This window comes from Pedobacter sp. AC464, from assembly GCF_979253075.1.
The window spans coordinates 648,974-673,706 of the sequence record NZ_CEEDBV010000002.1 but is presented as its reverse complement, the minus strand read 5'-3'; the positions used below and the strand labels follow the sequence as shown (position 1 = coordinate 673,706).

The following is a 24,733-nucleotide window of genomic DNA, read 5'->3' as shown; positions in this document are numbered from 1 at the left end:
TTTTTGTCGAAATAGGGTTCGCCATTGGATACAAATGGCTAATCCGCTAACGAAATTTTGAACAAAATCCTTTTCTTTGCATTATGTACAAACTGCGAATTGATAAGATTATAAACCAACCCGGCGATAATATTACGCTTCAGCTGCAGCCAGTTGATGCCGATTATCCAGAATACCTTGCCGGGCAATTTATATCTTTAATATTTGAAGGAAAACATAAAGAGATCCGCCGGTCATATTCTTTCAACAGCTCTCCCGACGTTAATGAGCCACTTTCCATTACGGTAAAAAGAGTGGAAAACGGGGAAATTTCAAGATTGTTGCATCACAAAACTGCCGAAGGTGATATACTGTTAGCTCAGGGGCCTCAAGGCTTATTCAGCTATTTGCCAGAAGAAAACCTGGAACGCGATGTTTTTCTTTTTGCTGCCGGAGTTGGAATCACGCCACTGTTTGCCATTATGAAAACAGCCCTGGTGCGTGAAACGAAATCGAAAATTACGCTGGTTTACAGTAATCGCTCTCTGGAAGATACTTTGTTTTATGAGGAACTTAATGAATGGCAAAGAAAATACCCGGAGCGCTTAAAAATCATTTTTGTTTTCAGCAACAGCAAAAACCTGATGACCGCCAGGTTGAACAAGTTTTATATTGAGAAGATTTTAAAAGAACATTTGGTTTTCGCCAAAGAAAAAGCACTCTTTTATTCCTGCGGACCAGTAATTTATATGGACTTATGCCGCATAACTTTATTAGGTATGGGTTTCGATATCAGTCAAATTAAACGCGAAACGTTTGTATTGCCAGAAGATGAAGTTGATGAAGATGATAGCTCGGAAAAGATAGTAGATAAAAACACCTATTCGGTAATACTGAATTTTCAGGGCGAAACTTACAACTTAGACATCCCCTGGCCCAAAAGGATATTAGATGTTGCACTTGAGCATAAAATAAAGTTGCCATACAGTTGCCGCGGTGGCGTATGCAGCACTTGCGTAGCCAATTGTACCAAAGGCAACGTGCGCATGGATTATAATGAAGTGCTTACAGATGATGAGTTGGAGCGGGGTCGGGTGTTAGTATGTACAGGCCGCCCTACCGAAAACGAAACGACCATTGAATGGTAACAGAACGCTTTCTGCGTTTCAGAGACCGTGGAGGAATAAGTAACTTTAGTTAAACTATTAATTTGCTTTAAAACCATTTCTATACAATTGCAAAAACCAACTGACATAAACCAACGTTTATTGGTTAATGAAAAAACACTTCCTCTCGTTCATCATAATCAATCTTTCCTGCTTAGCTGTTTTTGCCCAGACTGTCGATAGCGATTCGCTTGCATTAAAACGAGAAATTGCCAATAAAGCTTACATTCATTTATATAAGGAGAATGCAGACCTGGCCTACACTTCGCCCGGTGGCGAATTAGGTGCGCCATCAAAATATGTTATAAACGGTAGGTTAACAACTACTTACATGCTTTTCGGAAGTTATAAATCGCCGGTTGCCTTTGCTATAATTCCGGATTTTACAGTTCGTGTTCGCAATGAATTTTCTGCAGCCGTTCGAACGCCAAGTTATCGATTGGGCGGAGCACTTTACGCCAGGTTAAATCCAAACCCCGAACATTATAAGTATGCGGAGCTGGCTTTTACACATCACTCCAATGGTCAAGATGCGTCACCGAGAAATGACGACGGAAGCATTAACACAAACACAGGGAATTTTAATGCCAATAACCTCACATTATCCTACCGCTTTGGTAATTTTAGTTCGATAAATCCAGATGGTAGCTACTTTTCCCTTAATCATCGTGTCGGTTTTCAATGGTATAAATGGTTTCGATATGAGCCGGCGCTCGATGATGGTTTCGGATTTACAAGAATACTGTACAATTTTTCTTTAAGGAGATATGACGAATTCGAAAAAAAATCGAAAGTAAAGGATAATCACAAAGAGGAAAAAGAGACCTGGCGCTTAAATGCTGAAATAAGCTATGCCGTAAACAAAATTCCCGAGAAAAATATTTGGAATGCGGGGAAGCGCTTAAATGCGGAAGTCAGCTTTAATTACAGTTTTCCTTTTATGCATAACGTGTTTTTAATGGCTGCCGCAGGTTACTATGGCGAGGATAATTACAACATTTATTTTAAAGATCATTATGGTTACATGCGCTTTGGTTTATCGTCTGGTTTTCTTAGAAACAGGAGCAGGCATTATGACAATTAATCCTTAATACAGATTGGATTACACTTTCTTTTTGATAAAATTTTTAGCATTTTTGCAGATTGGAATTCGGGTTCATTTCCAGCCCAAATCCTCCCAATTTTTTAATAAAATATGAGCAATAAATCTATCGACCTTGGTGAGCAAAAAGATGTTGAAGTTTACGGAGCAAGGGTACATAATTTAAAAAATATTGATGTTAGTTTCCCCCGAAACCAGCTGGTTGTAATTACCGGTTTGAGTGGAAGCGGAAAATCTTCATTGGCTTTTGATACCATTTATGCCGAAGGCCAGCGCCGCTATATGGAAACTTTTAGCGCTTACAGTCGCCAGTTTATGGGCGGGATGGAACGCCCTGACGTGGATAAAGTTTCGGGCTTGAGCCCGGTTATTGCCATAGAGCAAAAAACGACCAGCAAAAATCCCCGCTCTACTGTTGGTACAATTACCGAGATTTACGATTTTATGCGCCTGCTTTACGCCCGTGTGGCCGATGCATATTCCTACAATACTGGGGAGAAGATGGAACGCATGAGCGAAGACCAGATTCTTAATAATATCTTTAAAAAGTTTGATGGTGCTGCCGTTAACATCCTGGCGCCGATTGTAAAGGGCAGAAAGGGGCATTATCGCGAATTGTTCGAACAGGTTCGTAAGCAGGGTTATGTTAAGGTTCGCGTAGATGGCGAGATAAAAGACATTACAGCGAAAATGCAGGTCGACAGGTATAAAATTCACGATATCGAAGTGGTTATAGACCGTTTGATAATCGATGAAAAGGATAAGAAACGCCTGTTAGATTCGCTCCAAACGGCTATGAAAATGGGCAAAGGTGTAATCAAAATTAGCGATAAGGACAACAATGTTGCGCACTTTAGCAAATTCTTAATGTGCCCTACAACCGGGATTTCTTACGATGAACCCCAGCCGAACAGTTTTTCGTTCAACTCACCTTATGGCGCCTGCGAACGTTGCGATGGTTTGGGTTATATTTTTGTTGTTGATAAGGAATCGGTAATGCCGAATCCTAAATTGAGTATATTAAACGGAGGCCTGGCTCCACTTGGCGAATACCGCGATACCTGGATGTTTCAGGTGCTGAAATCGTTGGCGAAGAAATACAGCTTTTCTCTATCTACGCCGATTGAGAAATTAAGTGATGAAGTAATTAATATCATTTTGAATGGTTCACCAGATTTGATAAAAGTTGAGGTTGAGTATAATAAATGGAACGTTCAGAATTATAACATCACTTTCGACGGGATAATTAAGATGCTCGAGGAGCAAAATGAGAAAAGGAGTGAGGCTGCGGTGGATGATATGGAAGCCTTTCGAAAACTTAAAACCTGCCCGGAGTGTAATGGCGCAAGATTAAAAAAAGAAAGTCTGCATTTCAAGGTTGATGGAATGAATATTTTCGATTTGGCTTCAATGGATATAAATAATCTGCATAAATGGTTTGAAAACGTTGATGAAAGATTATCTGAACGCCAGAATATTATTGCCAAAGAAATTTTAAAAGAAATTAAAGCCCGTATTGGATTTTTAACTGATGTGGGTTTAACGTATTTAACGCTTGATAGAACGGCCCGGACACTATCGGGTGGTGAGGCGCAGCGTATTCGTTTGGCAACGCAAATTGGATCGCAGTTAATGAATGTAATGTACATTCTTGATGAGCCGAGCATTGGTTTACACCAGCGGGACAACGAACGCTTAATTAATGCATTGAAGAACTTGCGTGATTTGGGCAACACCGTTTTGGTTGTGGAGCACGATAAGGATATGATTTTAGAGGCCGATTGGGTTATTGATGTGGGCCCCGGCGCAGGTATTCATGGCGGACAGGTTGTTGCCGAAGGAACTGCTAAACAAATTCTGAAATCAAATACCTTAACAGCCGCATATTTAAACGGGAAGAAAAGTATTGAAACGCCAAAGACGCGTAGAAAAGGTAACGGACACAAATTGTCGATTATTAAAGCTACAGGCCACAATTTGAAAGAAGTTTCGGTCGATTTTCCTTTGGGTAAATTCATTGCGGTAACTGGTGTTTCGGGCAGTGGTAAATCGAGCCTAATCACCGAAACTTTGTATCCGATTTTGAATCATCATTTTTTCAGAGCAAAGAAAACACCTCTTCCTTACGAGAAAATTAGTGGCCTGAAAGAAATTGATAAAGTTATTGAAATTGACCAGGCGCCTATTGGAAGAACACCACGTTCAAATCCATCAACATATACCGGTGTGTTCTCAGACATAAGGAACCTGTTCGTACAATTACCGGAGGCGAAAATTAGAGGTTACAAGCCTGGCCGTTTTTCTTTTAATGTAAAAGGCGGGCGCTGCGAAACTTGTCAGGGTGGCGGAATGAAAGTTATAGAGATGAATTTTCTCCCTGATGTTCAGGTGCCTTGCGAAGAATGCGGTGGCAAAAGGTACAACCGGGAAACACTCGAGGTTCGGTATCGTGGAAAATCTATTAGTGATGTGCTGGATATGAGTATTGAAGATGCCTGTGTCTATTTTGAGCACATTCCCATCATCTATCGCAAAATCAAAACTTTAAAAGATGTTGGTTTAGGTTACATCACTTTAGGGCAATCATCGGTAACTTTATCTGGCGGAGAAGCACAGCGTGTTAAACTCGCAACCGAACTTTCTAAAAAAGATACCGGAAAAACCTTTTATATTCTGGATGAACCGACAACGGGTTTGCATTTCGAAGACATCAATGTACTCTTAGGTGTGCTTCAGGAATTAGTAGATAAAGGAAATACTATTCTGGTTATTGAACACAATTTAGATGTTGTAAAAGTTGCCGACTGGGTAATTGATTTAGGTGAGGAAGGCGGAGCCGGTGGTGGCAGAATTTTATTCGAAGGCACACCGGAAGGGTTGGTACAGAACCCGATTAGTTTAACAGGCAAGTTTCTGAAGAAAGAGATGGGACTGTAACCGCGAGGTTTCAGGGTGAGCAAACGATGCAAAAGCAAATCGCTGATTAAATCTTGGTTCCAGTACAGGTTTTTATTTGAGATATCAGACAAGTTGAAAAACCGCCTACCAGATTTTTGAAGAAAGCATAAAGATAAACATCAAAAGCCGCAATATTAATGCGGCTTTTGATCATTTGAGACAAGACTATGGTTGCGGTTCTAAATACTGTGCATAACAGTAGCCTTCTTCGCCATCTGCGGTTCTAACCAGCCACCATAAACCATTACTTCTGTTTACGAGTGTTATAATTTCACCGTGGGCAGCTTTACCTACTACAGGTTGGTCTGTTCCAGGTCCTTTACGAATATTTAAATTACTGCTCTGGGTAATTACTTTGGCATGCGTTACAGCTGCGTTAGCAGCTACATTAACATTTAAAACCAAATCAGCCGATGCAAAATTGGGGTCAATTAGATTGTAAGTTTCCCACAAATGATCTTTAGTCGCACCATCTGCCGCGGTTCCATCAACATATAAAATTCCCTCTTGTTCACGTACTGCCAAATCGGTTATTCCTGCCGCAGTCGCAGCATCAGTTAGTGCCTTATATTTTTCTAGTAATGACATAGCTTAATTTTTTATAGTTAATTTGTTGTCGATTTTTTTCGGCTTTAATACACTCAAACGTTGCATGAAAGTGATTAGCGATGCTTTTTTGATTTCGCCGGTTAAGGTAACAATGCCGTTTTTTACTTCGGTTTTAACCGTTGGGAAATCTTTCGCCGCATCGGCAACATTTCTAATCAAGCTTAAATCTTCTGCAATAACTACAGGCGCATCTGCTGATTTAACTGTTAAATTGTTAAGTACTGTCTTAGCGCCTTTTTCTGCCTTCGCAATAACTTCAGCCTGAGCTTTTGCCGCCTCATCGGCAACTTCGCCGGTTAAATTAACCTCGCCTTTTGTTACGGCAACAGTAATTCCTGCAGCCTCTTTAGCCTGAATCGCGGCTTGTATGTCTGCGTCTTTTGGTTTACAGCCCGCAAAAAATAGCGTAGCCACGATAACCATACTCAATAAAAATTTAGTTGTTTTCATCCTTTTGTATATGTAATTGTTTAAAATTTTGCAATGGTGAAAAAGGATTATTAGGGATATCCAATTTCAAAAATTAAACAAGGATGATTTTTTTGATAAGCGAATATAACAATTGCAAGTAATCGAACTAAAAATTTTTTGCTTTAGTTATTCACATCTGTAACCGGGCGTTGTCAGCAATGCTCAGTTCCAGTTTTTAAAAGGGTTTTTACAAAGGTTTGAATTGTAATATTTTTTTTCATGGGTCACTTCATCTGAAATCCAGTCTGGCAATTCGAATTGCTCATCCTCGGCTTCCAGCTCAATTTCGGCTACAATTAAGCCTTCGTTATCGCCCGAAAATACGTCTACTTCCCACAGCTTGCCACGGTAAACTATTTCGTATCTCGTTTTCTCCAGTTCATTTTCTGAGAAGTTATCCAAAAGTTCTGTCGCTTCGTTCTGTGGTATTTCGTATTCAAACTCCAACCTGGTGGCACCAACCGAAATGCCTTTTATTGTTATCCAGGCCTTATCTTCTGAGGTTCTAACCCTTATCGTTTTGTTTGGGTCGGTTAAAATGTAGCCCTGCCGTAACTTTTTACCTGGCGGCTTATTTAATTTTTGCCATTCACTGGCGTTTAACAAAAATTTACGTTCTATCTCTTTTGCCATTACCTCGTTCTTTTTTGCAAATCTGCAATGGGAATGCTGATTAGCCTGCCAATCGGTTGTTTTCCACGATAAGTTATTATGCGTAACATGCTGGCATCCTTAGGCGGAACTAAAGCGGTATTGTATTTCGGATAGAAACGGTCGGGCGTAGAGTTGTCGAAACTGTAATATATATCCAGGCCATCAATTTCCGGTGTCAACTCAACCATCAGTTGCTTATCTGGAGAACGCTTCACAGAAATAATCGGATCGTAGATGGCAGGTGAATACTTAATTTCAGCAAGATCTAAACGTTTAAACTGATTTTTGGTCCGTTCAATAAAGTTCGTCCAGTTCTTTTTTTCAATTGGACTCCATACCGATTCTGAAATTGCAAAAGCTCGCGGCCATAACATATACTGCACCTGGCGAAAGGTAAAAATCTGCTCCGTCCATAGATTTGCTTGTCCGCCGATAATATATTTCGGATCTGCGCCCGCAGGAATCGGGTTAAACTGGTAAGCTTTGTTGAGTCTTAGGGAAGCGTAAACACGTGGTTCTGTGGTTACGTCTGCCTGCATATAATCTAAATAGGCGAAATCAGTCGGGCTCATCACCACATTATGTTTTTCTTTTGATGCATCTATACCATATTTTATTCCTCTCCAACTCATTACAGAAGCAGTGGGCGAAACGCCGCCTTCTAAAATCTCATCCCAACCCATAAATTTTTTACCTTTTGAAACCACAATTTGCTCTACCCGTTTTTCAAAGTAAGCCTGTACTTGTGGAATTGTTTTTAAACCTTCGCGTTGCATCAGCGCTTTAACCTGTTCGTTTTTCTCCCAGAAATTATGCGGGGCTTCATCGCCACCCATGTGGATATATTCGAAAGGGAAAAGTTTGGCAACCTGGGTAATTACGGAGTCTAGAAAAACATAAACTTTCTCATTGGCGGGGCAAAGCGTATTATCCACTAATGCAGTTGGAGGTGCACCACGGCTCCAATCCATTATCTTTTCTCCGGAGCGTACCTTATAATTAATCGCCTCGGGTGTGCAGGATAACTCCGGATACGACGCAATTGCGGCTAAACTGTGGCCTGGAACATCAATCTCGGGCATTATATTTACGAAACGATCTTGTGCATATTCAACAAGTTCCTTGATATCTTCCTGTGTGTAAAAGCCACCGTAGGTACGAGGTTCGTCGGCAGTTGGTGGCGTAAAATCGCCAAAAGTTCCTGTTTTTTTTACGCTCCAGGCGCCAACTTCCGTTAGTTTAGGCAAGCCTTTTATTTCAATCCTCCAGCCTTCATCATCAGTTAAGTGAAAATGCAAAAGGTTAAATTTATAGCGAACCATATTATCAATAAATTGCTTTACCTCATCTTTAGTAAAGAAATGGCGGGCTACATCGAACATCAAGCCTCTCCAACCAAGTTTCGGATAGTCTACAACATCTACGCAGGGTAATTTCCATTTTACATTTTTTGCCGGCTCTTTGCTTTCTATTTCTACCGGAAATAGCTGCACTAATGATTGTACAGCCCAAAATACACCTGCCGGCTTGTTGGCTGTAATTACAATTTGCGTAGGGTTAACGTTTAGCTTATAGCCTTCATTGCCGAGCTGGGCATCTTCCTGGGTATTTAAAATGAGCTTAATTGTTGGGTGGGCCGCATTAGTTACTGTACTTACAGCATTCCCTGTAGCAGTGCTAATCTTCTGTGTTAGAAAACTGATTGATTGCTTAAGTTCGGCGCTTTTTGATGCCTGAATGATCACATTTTCAGGCAATGTAAAGGTCCCTGCCTTTTTCATTAACGAAACGGGCTCGGGAATGATCGCAATTTGTGCTGTCGAAATTGTCGTTTCGGCATCGCCGGATTCAGTTTCATTTACTAATGTTTGGGCGAAAGTGTTGGCGGCCAAAATGCAGCACGAAATAATCAGAAGGAATTTTTTCATTAAATAATAATTGCGGATGAACCGAATAAATATTAATCCGCAATTTATAAAAAAAGGTTTAGAAGTGTTTACAAAAAACGTTTTAACCATTCCATAGCTTTCTTATCATCTGTAAATGATTTCATTGGAATTGGCGGGTTTTGAAATTTAAAAAGTATTTTCATGATGAACTGGGCGAGTCCCGGTTTTGAGACCATCGCCATTGCGGTATAAATTTCAGGAAGCTTTTTTGTAGATATTCTGCGGGTTTCCTTGTCTGGTATAGGTGAGTTTTTCAGGTAAATTAAAAGTGGAGCAGGCTTATTATTGGTAATTCTTTTTACCAAATCTACATTTCTGCTTATGCTTTCTACCGTTCGTAAAACACTCTTGCTGTAAGCAATTAATATTCCTTCGTCAATTAAAAGATAATCGGCTATTTCGCCCTCAATTAAGTTATTTTCAGTATCGCTTTGCATTATTTATTTCCCTTCGATGTTTTTCTTAAACTCCTGTGCTTTTTAATGCGAAATCTTGGCGTTGATATTTAATTCTACCGCGTTAATAAATGCCTCATGTAAGTTCCTGCTAAACGGACTTTGCCTGTCCTTTAACCGCTCGGGGTGCCATTGTACAAATAAAAGAAAAGCCTTTCCATCTGGATAAAGCCTTTCCATAGCTTCCGTAACGCCATCAGGGGAAATTGCGCTCACCACCAAACCTTTTCCGGCTCTATCGGTGCTTTGATGATGATTACTATTTACCAGCCCTTTGTCGGTATTTACAATTGTACTTAACCAGGAAGATGGATTAACCAGAACTTCATGATACCGGTCGCTTTTATCAGGCATTTTCGAATGGTCAAATTTTCCCCAAGTGGCAATATCGGGAATCAGCGTTCCGCCAAAGAAAACGTTTCCAACCTGCATTCCCCGGCAAATCCCTAACAGTGGAATTCCGTTTTTTTCTGTGTATTCCATAACCTTGAATTCAAATTCATCCCTTTGCTCATCAACATCATCTTCGTAGCAGTAAGAATAGTATTTGGGCATTTTGTAAAACCTTGGATGAACGTCTTCGCCGCCTGTTAGTAAGATTCCCTGACATTTTTCAATCTCTTCGAAATTATTTAGTTTATAGCCAAGTTTAACTACCTGGATATTTTCATCGTATGATAAAATCCAGTTGCTGTAAATATCGAATTTGCTACAATCGGTTACGCCTATGATTTTTTTAGCCATGCTTTTAAATTTCATTTCGCCAAGACAGGGAAATATCCAGTTCAGGTTCTTGTAATTATTTTCGAGCCCTGTTTTTCGGTGAATTTCACTCAAGGAACACGCCCTACAGAAAACAAATGCCTAAGTTCTCAATTATTATTTACATAAAGATGCATTGGCGGATAAACAGGGAAGATACAAAAAATATATGCCCGAAATAAAGCCTACGCTACCCAAACAAATTCAGGTCTTTTGCATTGTTCCTTATAATCTTATATTAGATAAATGCAAACACTGCTTACCTCGGTACAAATGCGCAAGGCGGATGAGTTTACAATTGCCAACAAGCCAATTGCTTCCATCGATTTAATGGAAAAAGCCGCACGGGCCTTCGTGCAAAGTTTTCTGAAAAATGAATTTGATGCCAAAAAAAACATTGCGGTTTTTTGTGGAAAGGGAAATAATGGAGGCGACGGCTTAGCAATTGCTCATTTGCTTTTGAATAATGGATGCGAAAATGTCAAAGTTTATATTGTAAATTTTAGCGAGAAACAAAGTCCTGATTTTACGATTAATTTACAGCGGATAGATGAATCGAAGTGCAAAAAAGTTATTGTGAATAAACCAGCAGATTTAAAATCTATTAAAACTGATATTGTGATAGATGCAATCCTGGGTTCTGGTTTAAATAAACCGCTTACCGGCGATTACGCTGATTTGGTTAATTTCATTAATAAGCTAAATAAAAAGATTTATTCGGTTGATGTCCCTACCGGATTCCCTCCTGAGGGCGATATAGCTGCTGAATATAACGGAATAAAAGCCTACAAAACGATAAGTTTTCAGCGCCCCAAAATTAACTTCTTTTTTCCAGAATCGGCATTAGCTACCGAAAAATATGAAGTTGTTGATATCGGTTTGGATGAAAATTTTATCCAAAAGCAGGTGTCGGATTTTTATCTGCTTCAAGAAAGCGACGTCAATTTAATTTTTAAGGAAAGAAAATCATTTACCCATAAAGGAACTTATGGCCACGCTCTAATCATCGCTGGCAATACGAACACCATGGGCGCAGCGCTGCTTACATCCATGGCCTGCCTGCATGCGGGAGCAGGTTTAACCACTGCTTGCATACCTGCAAGTGGCTTAACAGCGCTAAACACTGTGCTGCCCGAAGTCATGGCGTTGCCCAGAAATGAACATACGCGAATTGAAAATCCTGAAAAATACCAGTCTATCGCTATTGGGCCGGGCTTAGGCATTTCCGCAGAGAATGAAAAATTGCTGGAGCAACTAATATTTGCTAAACAACCTTTAGTAATTGATGCCGATGGCCTGAACATACTTTCCGAAAGACGGGATCTGTTGAAAAAATTACCTGAAAATTCTATTTTAACTCCTCATGTAAAGGAGTTCGACAGATTATTTGGCGAACATTCTAACTGGTGGTTAAGGGTGCAAACGGCAAGGGATAAAGCTAAAAGCATGAAAATTGTTATCGTAATAAAAAATCAATTTACTTTCATCTGTTCACCAACAGGGCAGGTTTTTATCAATGATACAGGAAATCCTGCGATGGCCCAAGGTGGAATGGGCGATGTGCTGACCGGCGTTATCGTTGCGTTTCTTGCTCAAAAGTATACAGCTCTGGATGCCGCAATTTTAGCATGTAACCTTCATGGCCGGGCAGGAGATAGGCTTGCCCGAGAAAGTGTCGCGGTAAGTGCATCGGAGGTTGCAAAACAGATTCCTTTAGTAATGAAACAGCTTGCAAATACAAAAACGGCTTGAAGCGGAATTTAAAGTTTCTTTTTCAATCAAATCACCAAGCTAACAATTTGTTTATTTGGTATTAACGAATTAGCCGATATCTTTATGGCAGCGGAAACCTAATAAAAACTAAACTATGGACACAAAAAGAGAATACACTTTAACCGAACTGATACAGGAATCAGCAGAAAACCCAAGCGAAAATGATTTTTTCGAACTTGAAAAGCCTGCGATGCTGGAAGTAAATCTTAAGAATCAAAAAATAATGGCCAAGGCAGGCTCAATGGTTGGCTACGTTGGTAGTATTGATTTCAAACGAGAAGGCTTATTAAGTAAAGGTTTGGGTGGTTTACTAAAGAAAGCAATTTCCGGTGAAGGCACATCCCTTATGCATGCCGCCGGAACAGGTAAATTATACCTGGCTGATGAAGGTAAAAAAGTTAAAATCATTAAACTTCAAAACGAATCTATTTTTGTAAACGGTAACGATGTTTTGGCATTAGAAGGCACAATTACAAACGAAATTAAAATGCTGAAAAGCATTGCCGGTATGATGAGTGGCGGGCTTTTCCAGGTCAGGTTATCTGGAACTGGCTATATTGCGATAACTACTCACGGCGAACCTTTGCTGTTAAAGGTAAGTGCTAATCAACCCGTTTATACGGATCCAAATGCAACGGTAGCCTGGTCAGAACACCTTTCTCCAAATATTAAAACCAATTTAACTTTTGGTTCTTTTATTGGCAGAGGAAGTGGAGAATCCTTTCAGCTAGAATTTTTTGGAGAAGGCTGGGTATTGGTTCAACCTTATGAAGAAGTAAAATACGTTCAAAAATCTTAAAAGCAAAAGGCTCGGATTTTCTAAAATCCGAGCCTTTTTTTTATTTTAAAAGTAGCCTAAACACCACCCATTACGGTTAACTTTTCCATGGTAGGGTTAATGCTTCCACCCATTGGTTCCAGGGTTACCGCAAAAGCCTGTGCTTCTTGTATGGCTTGCATCTTTTTCAGCGCATCATTCGAAGTAGAATCAGTTTTACCAAATACGCCCAAACTTACCGGTTTGCCGTTAACCAACGCCCAAAGTTGGTATTCATGTGTATCATCTGCTTTGGGCAAATCCATGGCAACGTAGTTAATTAACACCGACTTATCTTTCTTATTCCAGTAAACATTCATTTTAGACTTCGGACTAAAAGCTTGTCCTGCCATGCGAATAGTTGCCCATTCTTTACTGTCATTCATGGCAACCATATTATTTAGTCCGTTGTTATCAAACTCCAGCTGCTTAACTACGCCGGCAAACTTCTGCTTATCTAAATTTAAGCTGGCAATCTGGTCGTGCGCATCATTCAGTTTATTATAAGTAATAAACAGTGCCGCGGTACTAACTACCAACAAAGCAACACAGGCAACTAAAGCATATCTCAATGTGCGTACCCGTCCGTCGCTACCATCTAAACGAACAATTCTTGGGCCTTCTTCTTCAAACTGGGTTTCAGAAACCGTTTCAAGCTCATCATCCTCACTTATACCCAATTTCTCAAACAACTTAATTTCTAAATCTGCAGGAGGCTGAATGGCATTTTGTAATGCATATTGTTCCATAGCCTGCTCAATTGCAGCTATTTCATCCCGCACTTCAACATGCCGGGATGCCATTTCTTCAACCTGCAACGTTTCCTCAGGTGATAAATCACCTAAAACGTACAGCTCAAGTACTCCAGATTCTATATATGCTTTTAAATTTTCCACGCTCAATTAAAACTCCTTCTCAATTCTATAATGGCCAGTCTGATCCGGGTTTTAACCGTTCCTAAAGGCAAATTTAACTTTTCTGCAGCCTCTACATGTGTAAAGCCTTTATAATAAACTAAATCGAGAACAGACTGTAAATCAGGTTTTAAATTCTCTACAAGTTGCTTTACACCCATTACATCCGGGTTAAAAGTTACCTTGTTTTGTTCATCAACGAAACTTACGTTATTTTCTATATCTTGGTTTTTGAGTGAATTCTTAAAATCCTTAGAACGAAGCTTATCGATAGAAAGATTACGGGCTATGTTCATCATCCATGTGAATAAACGGCCCTTGGTATTATCATAGTGTGAGGCCGATTGCCAGATTTTAACAAACGTTTCCTGCAAAACATCTTCGGCTAATTCGGTATGGGTAATTATACGGGAAATAACGCCATACAGAGCTGACGAATACATACTGTACAATGTTTTTAGTACAACAGGATCTTTCGATTGCAGTGCTAAAACAAGTTCAGGCTCGGTTAGGGTTAATTTTTTAAATGCAGTCACTTTGGTTACTAAGATACAATCTTCAACACATAAAGCAAAAAATTGTTTTATAAAGCTATTCCTGTTTAGAATGCGATTTATAAAAGTATTTTAAAGAACAATCAAATCAAAGGTGCTAAGCAATCCCTTCAATTGGAAATAAGTGTTTTTCTGCATGATAAGATGAACGGACAAGCGGTCCGCTTTCTACATATTTTAAGCCTTTTGCAAGGCCCACTTCATTATACATTGCAAAAGTATCAGGATGAATCCAATCTACCACCGGATGGTGATTACGCGTTGGCTGAAGGTACTGCCCTAAGGTTAAAATGTGCACTCCATTTGCCACTAAATCATCCATCGCTTCAAAGATATCCTCATCTGTTTCGCCCAGTCCAAGCATAATGCCGGTTTTAGTCCTCAATCCAAATTCAGAAATTCTTTTTAAGGCTTCCAAACTTCTGTCATATTTCGCCTGGATACGTACCTGTCTGGTTAAACGTTTAACGGTTTCCATATTGTGCGAAACCACTTCCGGGCGTTCCTCTAAAACGCGGTATAAATTATCCCATTGTCCTTTAAAATCGGGGATCAAGGTTTCTAACGTGGTAACAGGACTTTCTTTGCGAATGGCCTGGAGCGTTTCGGCCCAGATAATTGAACCACCATCTTTTAAATCATCGCGATCTACCGACGTAATTACGCAATGTTTAACGCCCATCAGCTTTACCGAATTGGCAACCCGATTTGGCTCATCAACATCCACAGCAAGCGGCCTGCCAGTTGCAACCGCACAAAATGAGCAGCTACGGGTGCAGATATTTCCTAAAATCATGAAGGTTGCCGTACCAGCGCCCCAGCATTCGCCCATATTAGGGCAATTTCCGCTTTCGCAAATGGTATGCAACTTATGTGTATCTACCAAACTGCGAACTTGCGCATATTCTTTTCCAACAGGCAATTTAACACGCAACCAATCTGGTTTGCGTTTAACTTCTGTAACAGCAGGTACAACTGGTAAATCAATCATGATACAAAGTTAAGGATTAGGATTGAAATCTTGTAACGTTGAAATGTTTGGCTGTTGTAATAATGCACCAGCTTTATCTTGCCATTAATTACGGACATATTGTATAACACGTTTAGAACCAAAATTTGGAAAGGTGCTGTAATGCTATTGGGTTTGGTTCGGTCCGTCTTTTCGCTATATCCCCAACGAAAAATGTTGGGGGATGCCGATGCAATACGGTTTAGGTGGCTAATGCTCTAGAAACAATCAAATCATAGCGGAATATCGTAAAGTTTATGGAATGAGAGTTTATCCCAGTAACCCCGCTGCAAAATAATTTTGTCATGCTCAATTTTGAAAAAGCCGCAACCTCTTAAACCCTTTGGGTCCTGCCATTCCATAATGGCCCAATCACCATCTTCAAAAATATTTACCGGCTTACAAACCATTTCGGCATTTGCAAATTCTGCTTCAAACATTTTTTTAATTGCATATTTTCTCTCAACAGCTTCATTCGCAACCTGATGATTTACCGCAGAATCATCGTATAAGTCAATTAATGTTTCTAAATCTGCAGCATTAAATGCTTTAATCCACAGTTCTAAAATCTCCTTTGGCTTCATATATATTGCTTTAAATCAATTTCAAACACTTTCTCTTCCTTTTATCTATTCTAAACGTAATTTATCATAAAACTAACAACTTCGATGCACTGGTGTTAAACCTGCGTTAATTTTCCAAATATTCAACATTTTGAAACAGTCCTAAAACTCCGTTAGGCAATTACTTGCCAATTGCCGTTGCCTTGTAATAAGTAGCTTGATTACAAAGATGAACCTACAAATGCTGTTGTTTCTTTTTCTAAAACTTTCCTGATTATGACCATGTTTTTAAATATAATCGAAAGCAAACAATACATCAAAATCATTAGTTATAAAATGAATCAAAATCACAGAATTAAACTTTTGATGTTAAAGTTTGGTGCTAATGTTAAAGTTTATTAACAGAATCTAATATTTCGGCAATTTTTCGACTATTAATTGCTTAAAAATTCGTGACATATTTAAAATGTTCTAAATTTGTAATTCCTTTCATATAAGATGACTAAAAAGAAAAAGACAGTTGGTAAAACTGACGCAGATGTAATTTTAATAGGAGCGGGCATAATGAGTGCAACGCTTGGTGTTTTATTAAAAGAATTAGAGCCTAATTTAAGTATAGAAATTTACGAGCGACTTGATATCGCAGCCGCAGAAAGTTCTGATGCATGGAACAATGCCGGTACTGGCCATTCTGCTTTTTGCGAATTGAATTATACGCCCGAGAAAAAAGATGGTACAGTCGAAACCAAAAAGGCTGTTCAAATCGCAGAGCATTTCGAGGTTTCCAAGCAGTTCTGGGCATATCTTATAGAAAAAAGTTTAGTTTCAAGTCCCGAGAATTTTATCCGTAAAATTCCGCACATGAGTTTTGTGTGGGGCAAAAAAAATGTAGATTACCTTAAAAAACGCTATGATGCATTACAGAAATGTGATTTGTTTAGCGATATGCAGTACACCGAAGACACTGAAACGGTTAAGAACTGGGCGCCCTTAATTATGGAAGGCCGTAAAAAAGGTGAAAAAGTGGCGGCTACAAAAATGGATCTTGGTACGGATGTAAATTTCGGTTCGTTAACCCGCGACATGTTTAACCACCTAAAAAGCCAGCCTAATGTAAGTCTGTTTTTCAACCACGAGATTCGCGATTTGAAAAAAAACAAAGACAATAACTGGAGCATTAAAGTGAAAGATTTAGAAAGCGGAGATAAACGCAAACGGGTTGCGAGATTCGTTTTTATCGGCGCTGGCGGTGGTTCGTTGCCTTTGCTCGAAAAATCTGACATTCCTGAAGGAAAAGGTTTCGGCGGTTTCCCGGTTAGCGGCCAGTGGTTAAAATGTACAAATGAAGAAATTATCGCCAAGCACCATGCTAAAGTTTATGGAAAAGCAGCAGTAGGTGCGCCACCGATGTCGGTTCCACATTTGGATACAAGGATGATTAATGGCAAACAGGCACTACTTTTTGGTCCTTATGCCGGTTTCTCTACGAAGTTTTTAAAAAACGGGTCATTCCTTGATTTACCAAAATCAATTAAATTCAATAACATTCGCCCAATGCTCTCTGCGGGTTTACATAACCTTGATTTAACAAAATATTTAATTGAGCAGGTAAGGCAATCGCCAGAAGATAGGCTAGAGGCTTTGAAAGAATATTTGCCTACAGCAGAGTTAAAAGATTGGGAACTTGAATATGCCGGACAACGCGTTCAGGTTATAAAAAAGGACGAGAAGCAAGGCGGAATTTTAGAATTTGGCACAGAAGTGGTAAGTGCCTCCGACGGTTCTATCGCGGCTTTATTGGGTGCATCACCAGGCGCATCAACCGCAGTTTCCATCATGCTCGATTTGTTGGACCGTTGTTTTAAAGAAGATTTGGCAACTCCGGAATGGCAGGCGAAAATCAAAGAAATGATACCAACTTATGGCAAGGCTTTGGCGGATGACGCAGCGCTTTGCAAAGCCACAAGAACCAGAACTTCGAAAGTTTTGAAAATAGAAACGGCTTAAATCAAATAGCCACAGATTAACAGTTAAGAAAACCCTGTTCATCTGTGGCTACAAATATATGGCTTATATGATTTGCTGTAAAAAGCAGATCCTTTTTTACCTTAAACGAAAAAACTAGGCAGCTATAACCTCTGCAACTTCTTCAGCAGAGATATCACTATGTGATGATTCCAGAATACATTCGCCACCTTTAATTAATAAAATTTGCGGCGATTGATGTGCTACCTGAAAAACTTCGGCAATTGCGTTTGAGATTTCCCGGTAGGCGATTAGATCAAGAAAATACAATTTGGTATCTTCAGGAATCACATCCCAATCCATTTCGAAATTTTTCCTAGCCATCATGCTGATTGAGCACCGTGTGCTGTGCTTGAAAATAAGGCTGAAACCGCTTGCGTTTTTTATTTCATCAAGCTGATCAATTGAAGTTAAGTTAACCCAAGTCATGATTTTTGTATGTATTTATAGGCTTAACAAGTTCCAGAACATAATGTTCTGCAAATGACCTAAAAATGAGAAAAGAAAAATTAGTTTCTTCTGCGTTTACCTTCAGGATACGAACTATATGCAGCGCATAGTTTCGATGAGCAAGATTCTAAAATAGTAATGGTGCAAAACACCGCCAATAATAAGATGGCAACTTTCTTCATCAGATATGATTTTATAATTCTAAAGTTACAACTTTTTATTAAAGGCAAGCTAAATATTTGCAGAAAATTCTGCCATTTTAATCGCGGTTATTGCTGCCTCATCGCCTTTGTTGCCGTGCTTACCACCTGCACGATCTTGCGCTTGCTCCAGATTATTGGTTGTTAAAACACCAAAAATAACAGGTTTACTATATTTTATGCCAACATTAGTTAAGCCTTGCGCTACTGCATCACAAATAAAATCGAAGTGTTTAGTATCACCTTGTATTACACAGCCAAGACAGATTACCGCATCTAAGTCTGCTTTTTTGCTCAGTAAAATCTCTGCGCCACCCGTTAATTCGAAACTACCCGGAACCGCCAGTGAAGTTATGTTTTCTGCGGCTACGCCGTTATTTAGCAAGGTTTGTAAAGCACCGTTATATAATGCGCCGGTAATTTCAGCGTTCCATTCGGCAACGATAATTCCAAATTTATAGTTTGCACCATTAGGCACAGTTGTGTGAGAAAAATCTGATAAATTTTTTAATTGACTTGACATGCGGCAAAGATAGGGCTAAGGATGGAATTTAAAAGCAGCTAATGTTTAAAAGTTGTCAGTTTATCAAATCAGTTGTATGCCGCCATATGTTGCGCCAATCGGTATTGCTTTTTCGCCTATCCAAATCTGACTTCGATCGAACTTTGTTATTTTATTTTTGGCTACAATGAAGGCTCTGTGGCAACGGATAAAATCGTTTTTCGGAAGCATTTCTGCCAGATCATTTATTGTTATTCTTGAACTGAGCAATCTGCCGTTAAGCTGAAGCTGTGTGTAATTTCCGGAAGCTTCAACATACAGGATTTGCTCTAATTCAACTTTAATTTGTTCATAACCATCTTTTACAAAAATATGGGCAGATTTGCTCTCACGCTTTTGGTTTCGCAGATTAAAGAGTTCCTGCGCCTTGTTGCAGGCTTTTAAAAAACGCGATAGTGAAAAAGGTTTTAACAAATAATCAACAGCATCAAGTTCAAAACTCTGCACCGCATGTTCCGTATAAGCGGTGGTAAAAATCACCATCGGTGGGTTACTCAAGCTTCGTAGAAAATCTATCCCGCTGATATCCGGCATTTTAATATCGAGGAAAATTAAATCAATTTTATTGGCCTGCAAATATGCTATTGCTTCAAAAGCATTCGTAAATGAAGCTTTCAGATCTAAAAAGGGCACTTTCGAAGCATGTAGCCTGATAATATCCAGCGCTATTGGTTCATCATCGATTGCAATGGCAGTCATTAATTAAGGGTATAAAATGGTTTAATCAAGCTGTAAAGTTAAATGAATAAAAAATTCTTTTGCGCTTTCACGAATAATCAGTTCGTGCCTGCCGTAGTATAGAAGTGTTAAGCGTTGTTTAACATTTTCTAAACCAATACCACTTTTTAACTTTTCCGGGTCGTTATCGGCCTTCAAATGTATGCTGTTATGCACATCGAAATAAAGGGTTTTTTCTTTTGTTTGAAGCGTGATTTTAATGTGCGATGATTGCTGCAAACTTATACCATGTTTAAAGGCATTTTCTACAAATGGAATCAGCAACATGGGCGTAATCTGCAGGTTGTTTAATTGTTCATCAATTTGGGTTTCGATTTTTATATCCGCGGAGCGTGATGTGCGCAGTTTTTGCAGGTCGATGTAGTTATTAAGGTATTCTACCTCACGGGTAAGCGAGATTTTATCCTGCATATTTTCATGTAACATAAAACGCATCATGTCGCCAAGTTTTTGTATCCCTTCGCCGGTGCGTTCGGCATTCTCCTGCAAGGCGGTTCCAAAAAGGGTGTTTAAAGCATTAAAAAGAAAATGCGGGTTTATCTGTGATTGTAAAAAACTTAAACTTGCATCAGATTTTCCGAGCTCGGTTTTTAGTGAAGTTATTTCTGTTCTGTTGGCAAGGCGCCTTTTATAAATAAACCACGATAAGGGTGCGCTGATTATTAATTGCGTTGGCATGTGGAATAGAAAGACGATGAAGAACATTTCTATGCGCCAGATAAATAGCGTTGAAATTAAACCGAGTGGCACTGCAAGTAAAATTGAGATGAAAAACACTTGCCAGAAAAACACTTTGAAGGGCTTTTCCTTCGCGAAATTTTGAGGAAGGAGCGTGTAAATAGAATAGATTACTATGCCAATTGCTGAGAAAATTACAAGCGTCCAACAGATACTGAGTTCAATTGCAGAGTTGCTCGATATCCAAAGGAGCAGGCCAACAAACCAAAACCCAAGTCCGAACCCGATATCTACCTTCATTTGGGTTTCTTCATCAGCGTTTTTTCCTTTAGTTTCGGATAAGTATTTTATGAAAGCTTTAATGAGCGAATAAGCAGAGATGATAACGATAGACCACATGCTGTAAACGTAGCCCCGAAAAAAGATTCTGTTGTAGGCATGTTGTAAATCATCGTAATCAAATAAAGTGTAGGCTTCGAAATAGGTTTTGCAAATGCTAAAAACCAGTCCGCCGATTAAAAACAAGGCTGCAAGGAATAAACTGTTTGCCAGCACATTTTGCTTTTTCAAAAATGCGGGCATAATTAGGAAGTTTATTGCCAGAAAAGTGAGGTAAAGAATGGAAAAGCGAAACAGTTCGGGTACCAGATAATTCGAAAAGTAAGAATACGTAATCTTCTCGCTTAAGAAATAGTAGTAATTCTCGTTGCGTATTCTGGCATCAGCGCCGGAAATAAGTAAAATAACAACTAAAATATAGAGTGCGGTAGATATCCAGAACTCAACTTTTCGTAAATCTTTAAAATCCATTTTGTTTTTTTTTGGTGATGCAATTTTACTAATGAAGATTAAAAAACTTTTTAAAATGTGATGGAACATTAAAAAAATGTGATGAATTAGCTGCATTTGATAGAATAGGAACTTCCTGGCTTTTCTCCATTGGTTATCCATTCAATTGCCACAAAGCCTTTCATTCGAAATTCAATTCCTATCTTTGAACAAAAAAGAATATAATGACCGTATACGGAATACCAAATTGCAACACTGTAAAAAAATCTTTGGATTGGTTAAAAGCGCATAAAATTGACTTCGAATTCCATGATTTTAAGAAGAAGGGAATCAGTGAAGAAAAATTAAGCCAATGGTGCAAGGTATTTGGATGGGAAACCGTATTGAACAGGAAAGGCTTAACCTGGAAAAAGCTTACTAAAGAAGAGCAGGTTGGAATTGATACCGAAGAAAAAGCAATTCAATATTTAATTCATAATACCAGTGCTATTAAACGCCCGGTTATCGAAAAGGATGGTCATGCAATTTTAATTTCTTTTGATGATAACACTTATGCGGAAACACTTGGCTAACACCATTGTTTAATGTTAAAGTTTGTTAAAACCAAACTCGGTTATTTAAACTAATATACTTTTGACTATGCATAAGCTGATTATCTTTCTATTTCTAGCCATTCCTTTTGGCGTATTTGCGCAATCGAGTGTAAGTACGGGTACAATTTACGATTTCTCTAAAAAATCCAACTCTTTACCCGGTGTAACAATCAGAAACCTGAATAGCAAAAAGATAACATCCGCAAGCGCCTCTGGCAAGTTTACAATTGCAGCCAATACAGGCGATTTGCTGGAATTTTCTTTGGTGGGCTACATCACCGATACATTATATTTAACTAATTTGCTGCCTAAAACCATTTACATGGTTGAGCGGAATACAAATTTGGGCGATGTAAACATTCGGGGAGCCAAAATAAATAAAGAAATACTCTCGCCAGATCCAATGGCAGAAAAGTACACGTTAATGGGTACTGGAGGCAATCTTGAACGCAAGAAAATGACGGACAAGGTTGGTGGTTTAAGCATGAATCTGGGCTATGGTAAATATCGGCGCCAGCAACGAAAAGAAGCGGAGTTTGAGGAGCGGGAGCGGTATCTTGCAGAAATAGACCGGAATTTTAACGAAAAATCAATCAGCAATCTTCTTAAACTGGAAGGGCAGGACTTGAAAAACTTTATGATTCTTTACCGTCCATCTGTATTGAAAGTACAGTCGGAACGCCCTTTTAAATATTCATACTACATTGTTCAGGCTTATCATGCCTGGTTAAAGTTATCGCCTGCAGAAAGAAAAATGCAGGATTTGCCAGCATTGAAAAATTAAAATCAGTTAATACAATTGCCGCCAATGCAGGCCTTAACATCTTGTAAAGTAACATTATAAGCACAAAGAATACACTTTGTGCTTATTTTTTATATTTGCCGCCAAATAAATACATATTATGACTATCAGACTAAACAAATTTATCACTTCGTGTTTTGTTTGCCTGGCTTTTGCGTTTTCTGCATCGGCTCAGCAGGCTTCTACACCGGCCACTCCTCCAACAACAAACTATAGCCCTGCCGAAGCATTCGGGCCACTATTTTATACCCAAAATGGTAACGAATTTCGTTCTGCAAATGGTGCTCCAGGTGCGAAATACTGGCAAAATCGCGTAGATTATAACATCACTGCAAGTCTTGATGAAACTAAAAGCATGGTAAACGGAACAGTTACCATTACTTATAAAAACAATAGTCCGGATAAATTACCGTATTTATGGTTACAGCTAGATCAGAATACTTTTAAAGAGGGTTCTCGCGGGCAGCAGGTTACGCCGGCCCGCAGCCGTTACGGTGCGCAGGGCGAAAAATTTGATGGCGGATATAAAATTAATAATGTTAGCGTTTCGCAAAAAACCGCTGCGGTTAAATTCACATCAATTGTTGAAGATACCAGAATGCAAATTCGTTTAGCGCAGCCCCTGGCTGCAAATGGAGATGTAGTAACCATTAAAATGGATTATTCTTACATCGTTCCTAAAGAAGGTTCGGATAGAACCGGGCATTTAACGACTCAGAATGGTGAAATTTTTGCCATTGCACAATGGTTTCCACGCATGTGTGTGTATGATGATGTTTTGGGTTGGAACACTTTGCCATACTGGGGCGGAGGCGAATTCTATTGTGAATATGGTGATATAACCTATGCAATTACCGCTCCTGCAACACACATAGTTATGGGTTCTGGTGAGTTGTTAAACCCGCAGGAAGTGTTTACCGCCGAGCAGTTAAAAAGATGGAATGCCGCTAAAGCGAGCGATGCAACTGTTCATATCCGTGCTGCAGAAGAGGTAACTGATCCAAAATCCCGCCCGGCAAAAGACAAACTGACCTGGAAATTCAAAATTATGAATGCCAGAGATGCTGCCTGGGCATCATCAAAATCATTTGTTTTAGATGCCGCTCGTATTAATTTCCCGAGTGGAAGAAAAGGCCTTGCCGTTTCCGCGCAACCGATTGAAAGTAATGGAGTAGATGCATATGGCCGCGGGGTTGAATATGTAAAATCTACCATCGAACACTATTCTACCAAATGGTTCGAATATCCTTATCCCATGGCCGTTAACGTAGCTACAAATATTGGCGGTATGGAATATCCCGGGATTGTATTTTGCGGCTGGAAAGCTAAAAAAGCAAGTGCATGGGGCGTAATCGACCATGAATTCGGACACTCGTGGTTCCCGATGATTGTGGGCTCGAATGAGCGTAAATACGGCTGGATGGACGAAGGTTTTAATACTTTCATCAACGGTATTTCAGCTCAGAGTTTTAACAATGGCGAGTATAAACCACGCCCGACAGATATGAACCGTATTGGTAAAGCAGTAATTGGTAACCCAGCAATGGAAAACATTATGCTTATGCCTGATGGAATGGCAGAAAGAAATATTGGTATTAACCTTTACAGCAAACCAGGATGGGGCTTAAATATTTTAAGAGACCAGGTACTGGGCGAAGACAGATTTGACTACGCTTTCCGCCAGTATATAAAGAACTGGGCATTTAAACACCCAACACCTTTTGATTTCTTTCGTTCGATGGAAAATGGTGCAGGTGAAGATTTAGCTTGGTTTTGGAGAAGCTGGTGGTTAAACAATTGGAAAATGGACCAGGCAATCGGTAATGTACAAGCCGTTAAAACCGACGGAAACATTACAGCCTATACCATTCAGGTAAACAATCTGGAAAAAATGCCAATGCCAATTATCCTTCAGGTTAAAACTAAAAGTGGTAAAACGGATATCATAAAACTTCCGGTTGATGTTTGGATGAAAAATACAAGCTGGACTGTACGTTATCCAACAAATGAAGAAGTTACATCAGTAATTTTAGATCCAAATAAAGTCTTGCCAGATTTAAATCCTGATAACAATAGCTGGACAGCTCAATAATTTTAACGGTACAATTCTTATTCAAAAGCCATTCTGTTTGCAGAATGGCTTTTGTTTTTAAGGGGCAAA

23 protein-coding genes are annotated in these 24,733 nt (G+C 39.3%); 9 read left to right on the top strand and 14 right to left on the bottom strand.

Annotation, left to right across the window (positions count from 1 at the left end):
- Nucleotides 1–83: 83 nt before the first annotated feature.
- The 3 genes from AC0IWT_RS13705 to uvrA all read left to right on the top strand — a co-directional run bounded on the left by AC0IWT_RS13705 (nt 84) and on the right by uvrA (nt 5,184).
- Entirely contained in the window at nt 84–1,127 is a 1,044-nt protein-coding gene (locus AC0IWT_RS13705) for a 2Fe-2S iron-sulfur cluster-binding protein (protein WP_471797579.1), read from the top strand.
- 127 nt (nt 1,128–1,254) lie between these two features.
- Nucleotides 1,255–2,229: a hypothetical protein gene (locus tag AC0IWT_RS13700; protein ID WP_471797578.1), complete on the top strand. Its 975-nt coding sequence runs from the start codon at nt 1,255–1,257 to the stop codon at nt 2,227–2,229.
- A gap of 111 nt (nt 2,230–2,340) precedes the next feature.
- Nucleotides 2,341–5,184 (top strand): excinuclease ABC subunit UvrA, encoded by a 2,844-nt coding sequence (uvrA, locus tag AC0IWT_RS13695; protein WP_056869715.1) that lies wholly within the window; start codon nt 2,341–2,343, stop codon nt 5,182–5,184.
- Nucleotides 5,185–5,370: 186 nt separating this feature from the next.
- Here the strand turns inward: uvrA and AC0IWT_RS13690 are convergent, their stop codons facing one another.
- From AC0IWT_RS13690 to AC0IWT_RS13665, 6 genes are all read right to left on the bottom strand, one after another.
- On the bottom strand, nt 5,371–5,793 hold the full coding sequence (locus tag AC0IWT_RS13690) for an SH3 domain-containing protein (protein WP_056869716.1): 423 nt from the start codon (nt 5,791–5,793) through the stop codon (nt 5,371–5,373).
- Nucleotides 5,794–5,796: 3 nt separating this feature from the next.
- Nucleotides 5,797–6,264: a BON domain-containing protein gene (locus tag AC0IWT_RS13685; protein ID WP_471797577.1), complete on the bottom strand. Its 468-nt coding sequence runs from the start codon at nt 6,262–6,264 to the stop codon at nt 5,797–5,799.
- A gap of 183 nt (nt 6,265–6,447) precedes the next feature.
- Nucleotides 6,448–6,918: a CYTH domain-containing protein gene (locus AC0IWT_RS13680; protein WP_471797576.1), complete on the bottom strand. Its 471-nt coding sequence runs from the start codon at nt 6,916–6,918 to the stop codon at nt 6,448–6,450.
- The gene (locus tag AC0IWT_RS13675) at nt 6,918–8,867 is read right to left on the bottom strand and encodes a beta-N-acetylhexosaminidase (RefSeq protein WP_471797575.1); all 1,950 of its coding nucleotides are present in this window, start codon (nt 8,865–8,867) and stop codon (nt 6,918–6,920) included. Before AC0IWT_RS13675 ends, AC0IWT_RS13680 begins: the two co-directional genes overlap by 1 nt.
- Before the next feature lie 68 nt (nt 8,868–8,935).
- Entirely contained in the window at nt 8,936–9,325 is a 390-nt protein-coding gene (locus AC0IWT_RS13670) for a DUF7793 family protein (RefSeq protein WP_471797574.1), read from the bottom strand.
- A gap of 42 nt (nt 9,326–9,367) precedes the next feature.
- Nucleotides 9,368–10,087 (bottom strand): gamma-glutamyl-gamma-aminobutyrate hydrolase family protein, encoded by a 720-nt coding sequence (locus AC0IWT_RS13665; RefSeq protein ID WP_471797573.1) that lies wholly within the window; start codon nt 10,085–10,087, stop codon nt 9,368–9,370.
- Nucleotides 10,088–10,351: 264 nt separating this feature from the next.
- On the opposite strand from AC0IWT_RS13665, the gene AC0IWT_RS13660 reads away from it, so the two are divergent.
- Nucleotides 10,352–11,857 carry an NAD(P)H-hydrate dehydratase gene (locus tag AC0IWT_RS13660; RefSeq protein WP_471797572.1) on the top strand — a complete coding sequence of 502 codons (1,506 nt, stop codon included), beginning with the start codon at nt 10,352–10,354 and terminating at the stop codon, nt 11,855–11,857.
- Nucleotides 11,858–11,972: 115 nt separating this feature from the next.
- Nucleotides 11,973–12,677, top strand: a complete 705-nt coding sequence (locus tag AC0IWT_RS13655) for an AIM24 family protein (RefSeq protein ID WP_471797571.1) — start codon at nt 11,973–11,975, stop codon at nt 12,675–12,677.
- A 56-nt stretch (nt 12,678–12,733) separates the two neighbouring features.
- Here the strand turns inward: AC0IWT_RS13655 and AC0IWT_RS13650 are convergent, their stop codons facing one another.
- From AC0IWT_RS13650 to AC0IWT_RS13635, 4 genes are all read right to left on the bottom strand, one after another.
- Nucleotides 12,734–13,591 (bottom strand): anti-sigma factor, encoded by an 858-nt coding sequence (locus AC0IWT_RS13650; protein WP_471797570.1) that lies wholly within the window; start codon nt 13,589–13,591, stop codon nt 12,734–12,736.
- A gap of 2 nt (nt 13,592–13,593) precedes the next feature.
- Nucleotides 13,594–14,145 carry an RNA polymerase sigma factor gene (locus tag AC0IWT_RS13645; RefSeq protein ID WP_056869723.1) on the bottom strand — a complete coding sequence of 184 codons (552 nt, stop codon included), beginning with the start codon at nt 14,143–14,145 and terminating at the stop codon, nt 13,594–13,596.
- A 115-nt stretch (nt 14,146–14,260) separates the two neighbouring features.
- On the bottom strand, nt 14,261–15,154 hold the full coding sequence (gene lipA / locus AC0IWT_RS13640; protein ID WP_471797569.1) for a lipoyl synthase: 894 nt from the start codon (nt 15,152–15,154) through the stop codon (nt 14,261–14,263).
- 251 nt (nt 15,155–15,405) lie between these two features.
- Nucleotides 15,406–15,756: a nuclear transport factor 2 family protein gene (locus AC0IWT_RS13635; protein WP_471797568.1), complete on the bottom strand. Its 351-nt coding sequence runs from the start codon at nt 15,754–15,756 to the stop codon at nt 15,406–15,408.
- 477 nt (nt 15,757–16,233) lie between these two features.
- On the opposite strand from AC0IWT_RS13635, the gene AC0IWT_RS13630 reads away from it, so the two are divergent.
- Nucleotides 16,234–17,742, top strand: a complete 1,509-nt coding sequence (locus AC0IWT_RS13630; protein ID WP_471797567.1) for a malate:quinone oxidoreductase — start codon at nt 16,234–16,236, stop codon at nt 17,740–17,742.
- Nucleotides 17,743–17,856: 114 nt separating this feature from the next.
- On the opposite strand, the gene ytxJ is transcribed toward AC0IWT_RS13630, so the two are convergent.
- The 4 genes from ytxJ to AC0IWT_RS13610 all read right to left on the bottom strand — a co-directional run bounded on the left by ytxJ (nt 17,857) and on the right by AC0IWT_RS13610 (nt 21,198).
- Nucleotides 17,857–18,189, bottom strand: a complete 333-nt coding sequence (ytxJ, locus tag AC0IWT_RS13625; protein WP_056869727.1) for a bacillithiol system redox-active protein YtxJ — start codon at nt 18,187–18,189, stop codon at nt 17,857–17,859.
- A gap of 252 nt (nt 18,190–18,441) precedes the next feature.
- Nucleotides 18,442–18,933 carry a 6,7-dimethyl-8-ribityllumazine synthase gene (gene ribH, locus AC0IWT_RS13620; protein ID WP_471797566.1) on the bottom strand — a complete coding sequence of 164 codons (492 nt, stop codon included), beginning with the start codon at nt 18,931–18,933 and terminating at the stop codon, nt 18,442–18,444.
- 63 nt (nt 18,934–18,996) lie between these two features.
- Nucleotides 18,997–19,671, bottom strand: coding sequence for a LytR/AlgR family response regulator transcription factor (locus AC0IWT_RS13615; RefSeq protein ID WP_471797565.1), 675 nt, complete (start codon nt 19,669–19,671; stop codon nt 18,997–18,999).
- Nucleotides 19,672–19,692: 21 nt separating this feature from the next.
- Nucleotides 19,693–21,198 carry a sensor histidine kinase gene (locus AC0IWT_RS13610; RefSeq protein ID WP_471797564.1) on the bottom strand — a complete coding sequence of 502 codons (1,506 nt, stop codon included), beginning with the start codon at nt 21,196–21,198 and terminating at the stop codon, nt 19,693–19,695.
- Between the two features lie 203 nt (nt 21,199–21,401).
- Here AC0IWT_RS13610 and AC0IWT_RS13605 point away from each other — a divergent pair, with 203 nt between their 5' ends.
- The 3 genes from AC0IWT_RS13605 to AC0IWT_RS13595 all read left to right on the top strand — a co-directional run bounded on the left by AC0IWT_RS13605 (nt 21,402) and on the right by AC0IWT_RS13595 (nt 24,664).
- Complete coding sequence (locus AC0IWT_RS13605; protein WP_471797563.1) at nt 21,402–21,749, top strand: Spx/MgsR family RNA polymerase-binding regulatory protein; 348 nt, start codon at nt 21,402–21,404, stop codon at nt 21,747–21,749.
- Nucleotides 21,750–21,816: 67 nt separating this feature from the next.
- Entirely contained in the window at nt 21,817–22,554 is a 738-nt protein-coding gene (locus tag AC0IWT_RS13600) for a hypothetical protein (RefSeq protein WP_471797562.1), read from the top strand.
- 118 nt (nt 22,555–22,672) lie between these two features.
- Complete coding sequence (locus AC0IWT_RS13595) at nt 22,673–24,664, top strand: M1 family metallopeptidase (RefSeq protein ID WP_471797561.1); 1,992 nt, start codon at nt 22,673–22,675, stop codon at nt 24,662–24,664.
- Nucleotides 24,665–24,733 lie beyond the last annotated feature (69 nt).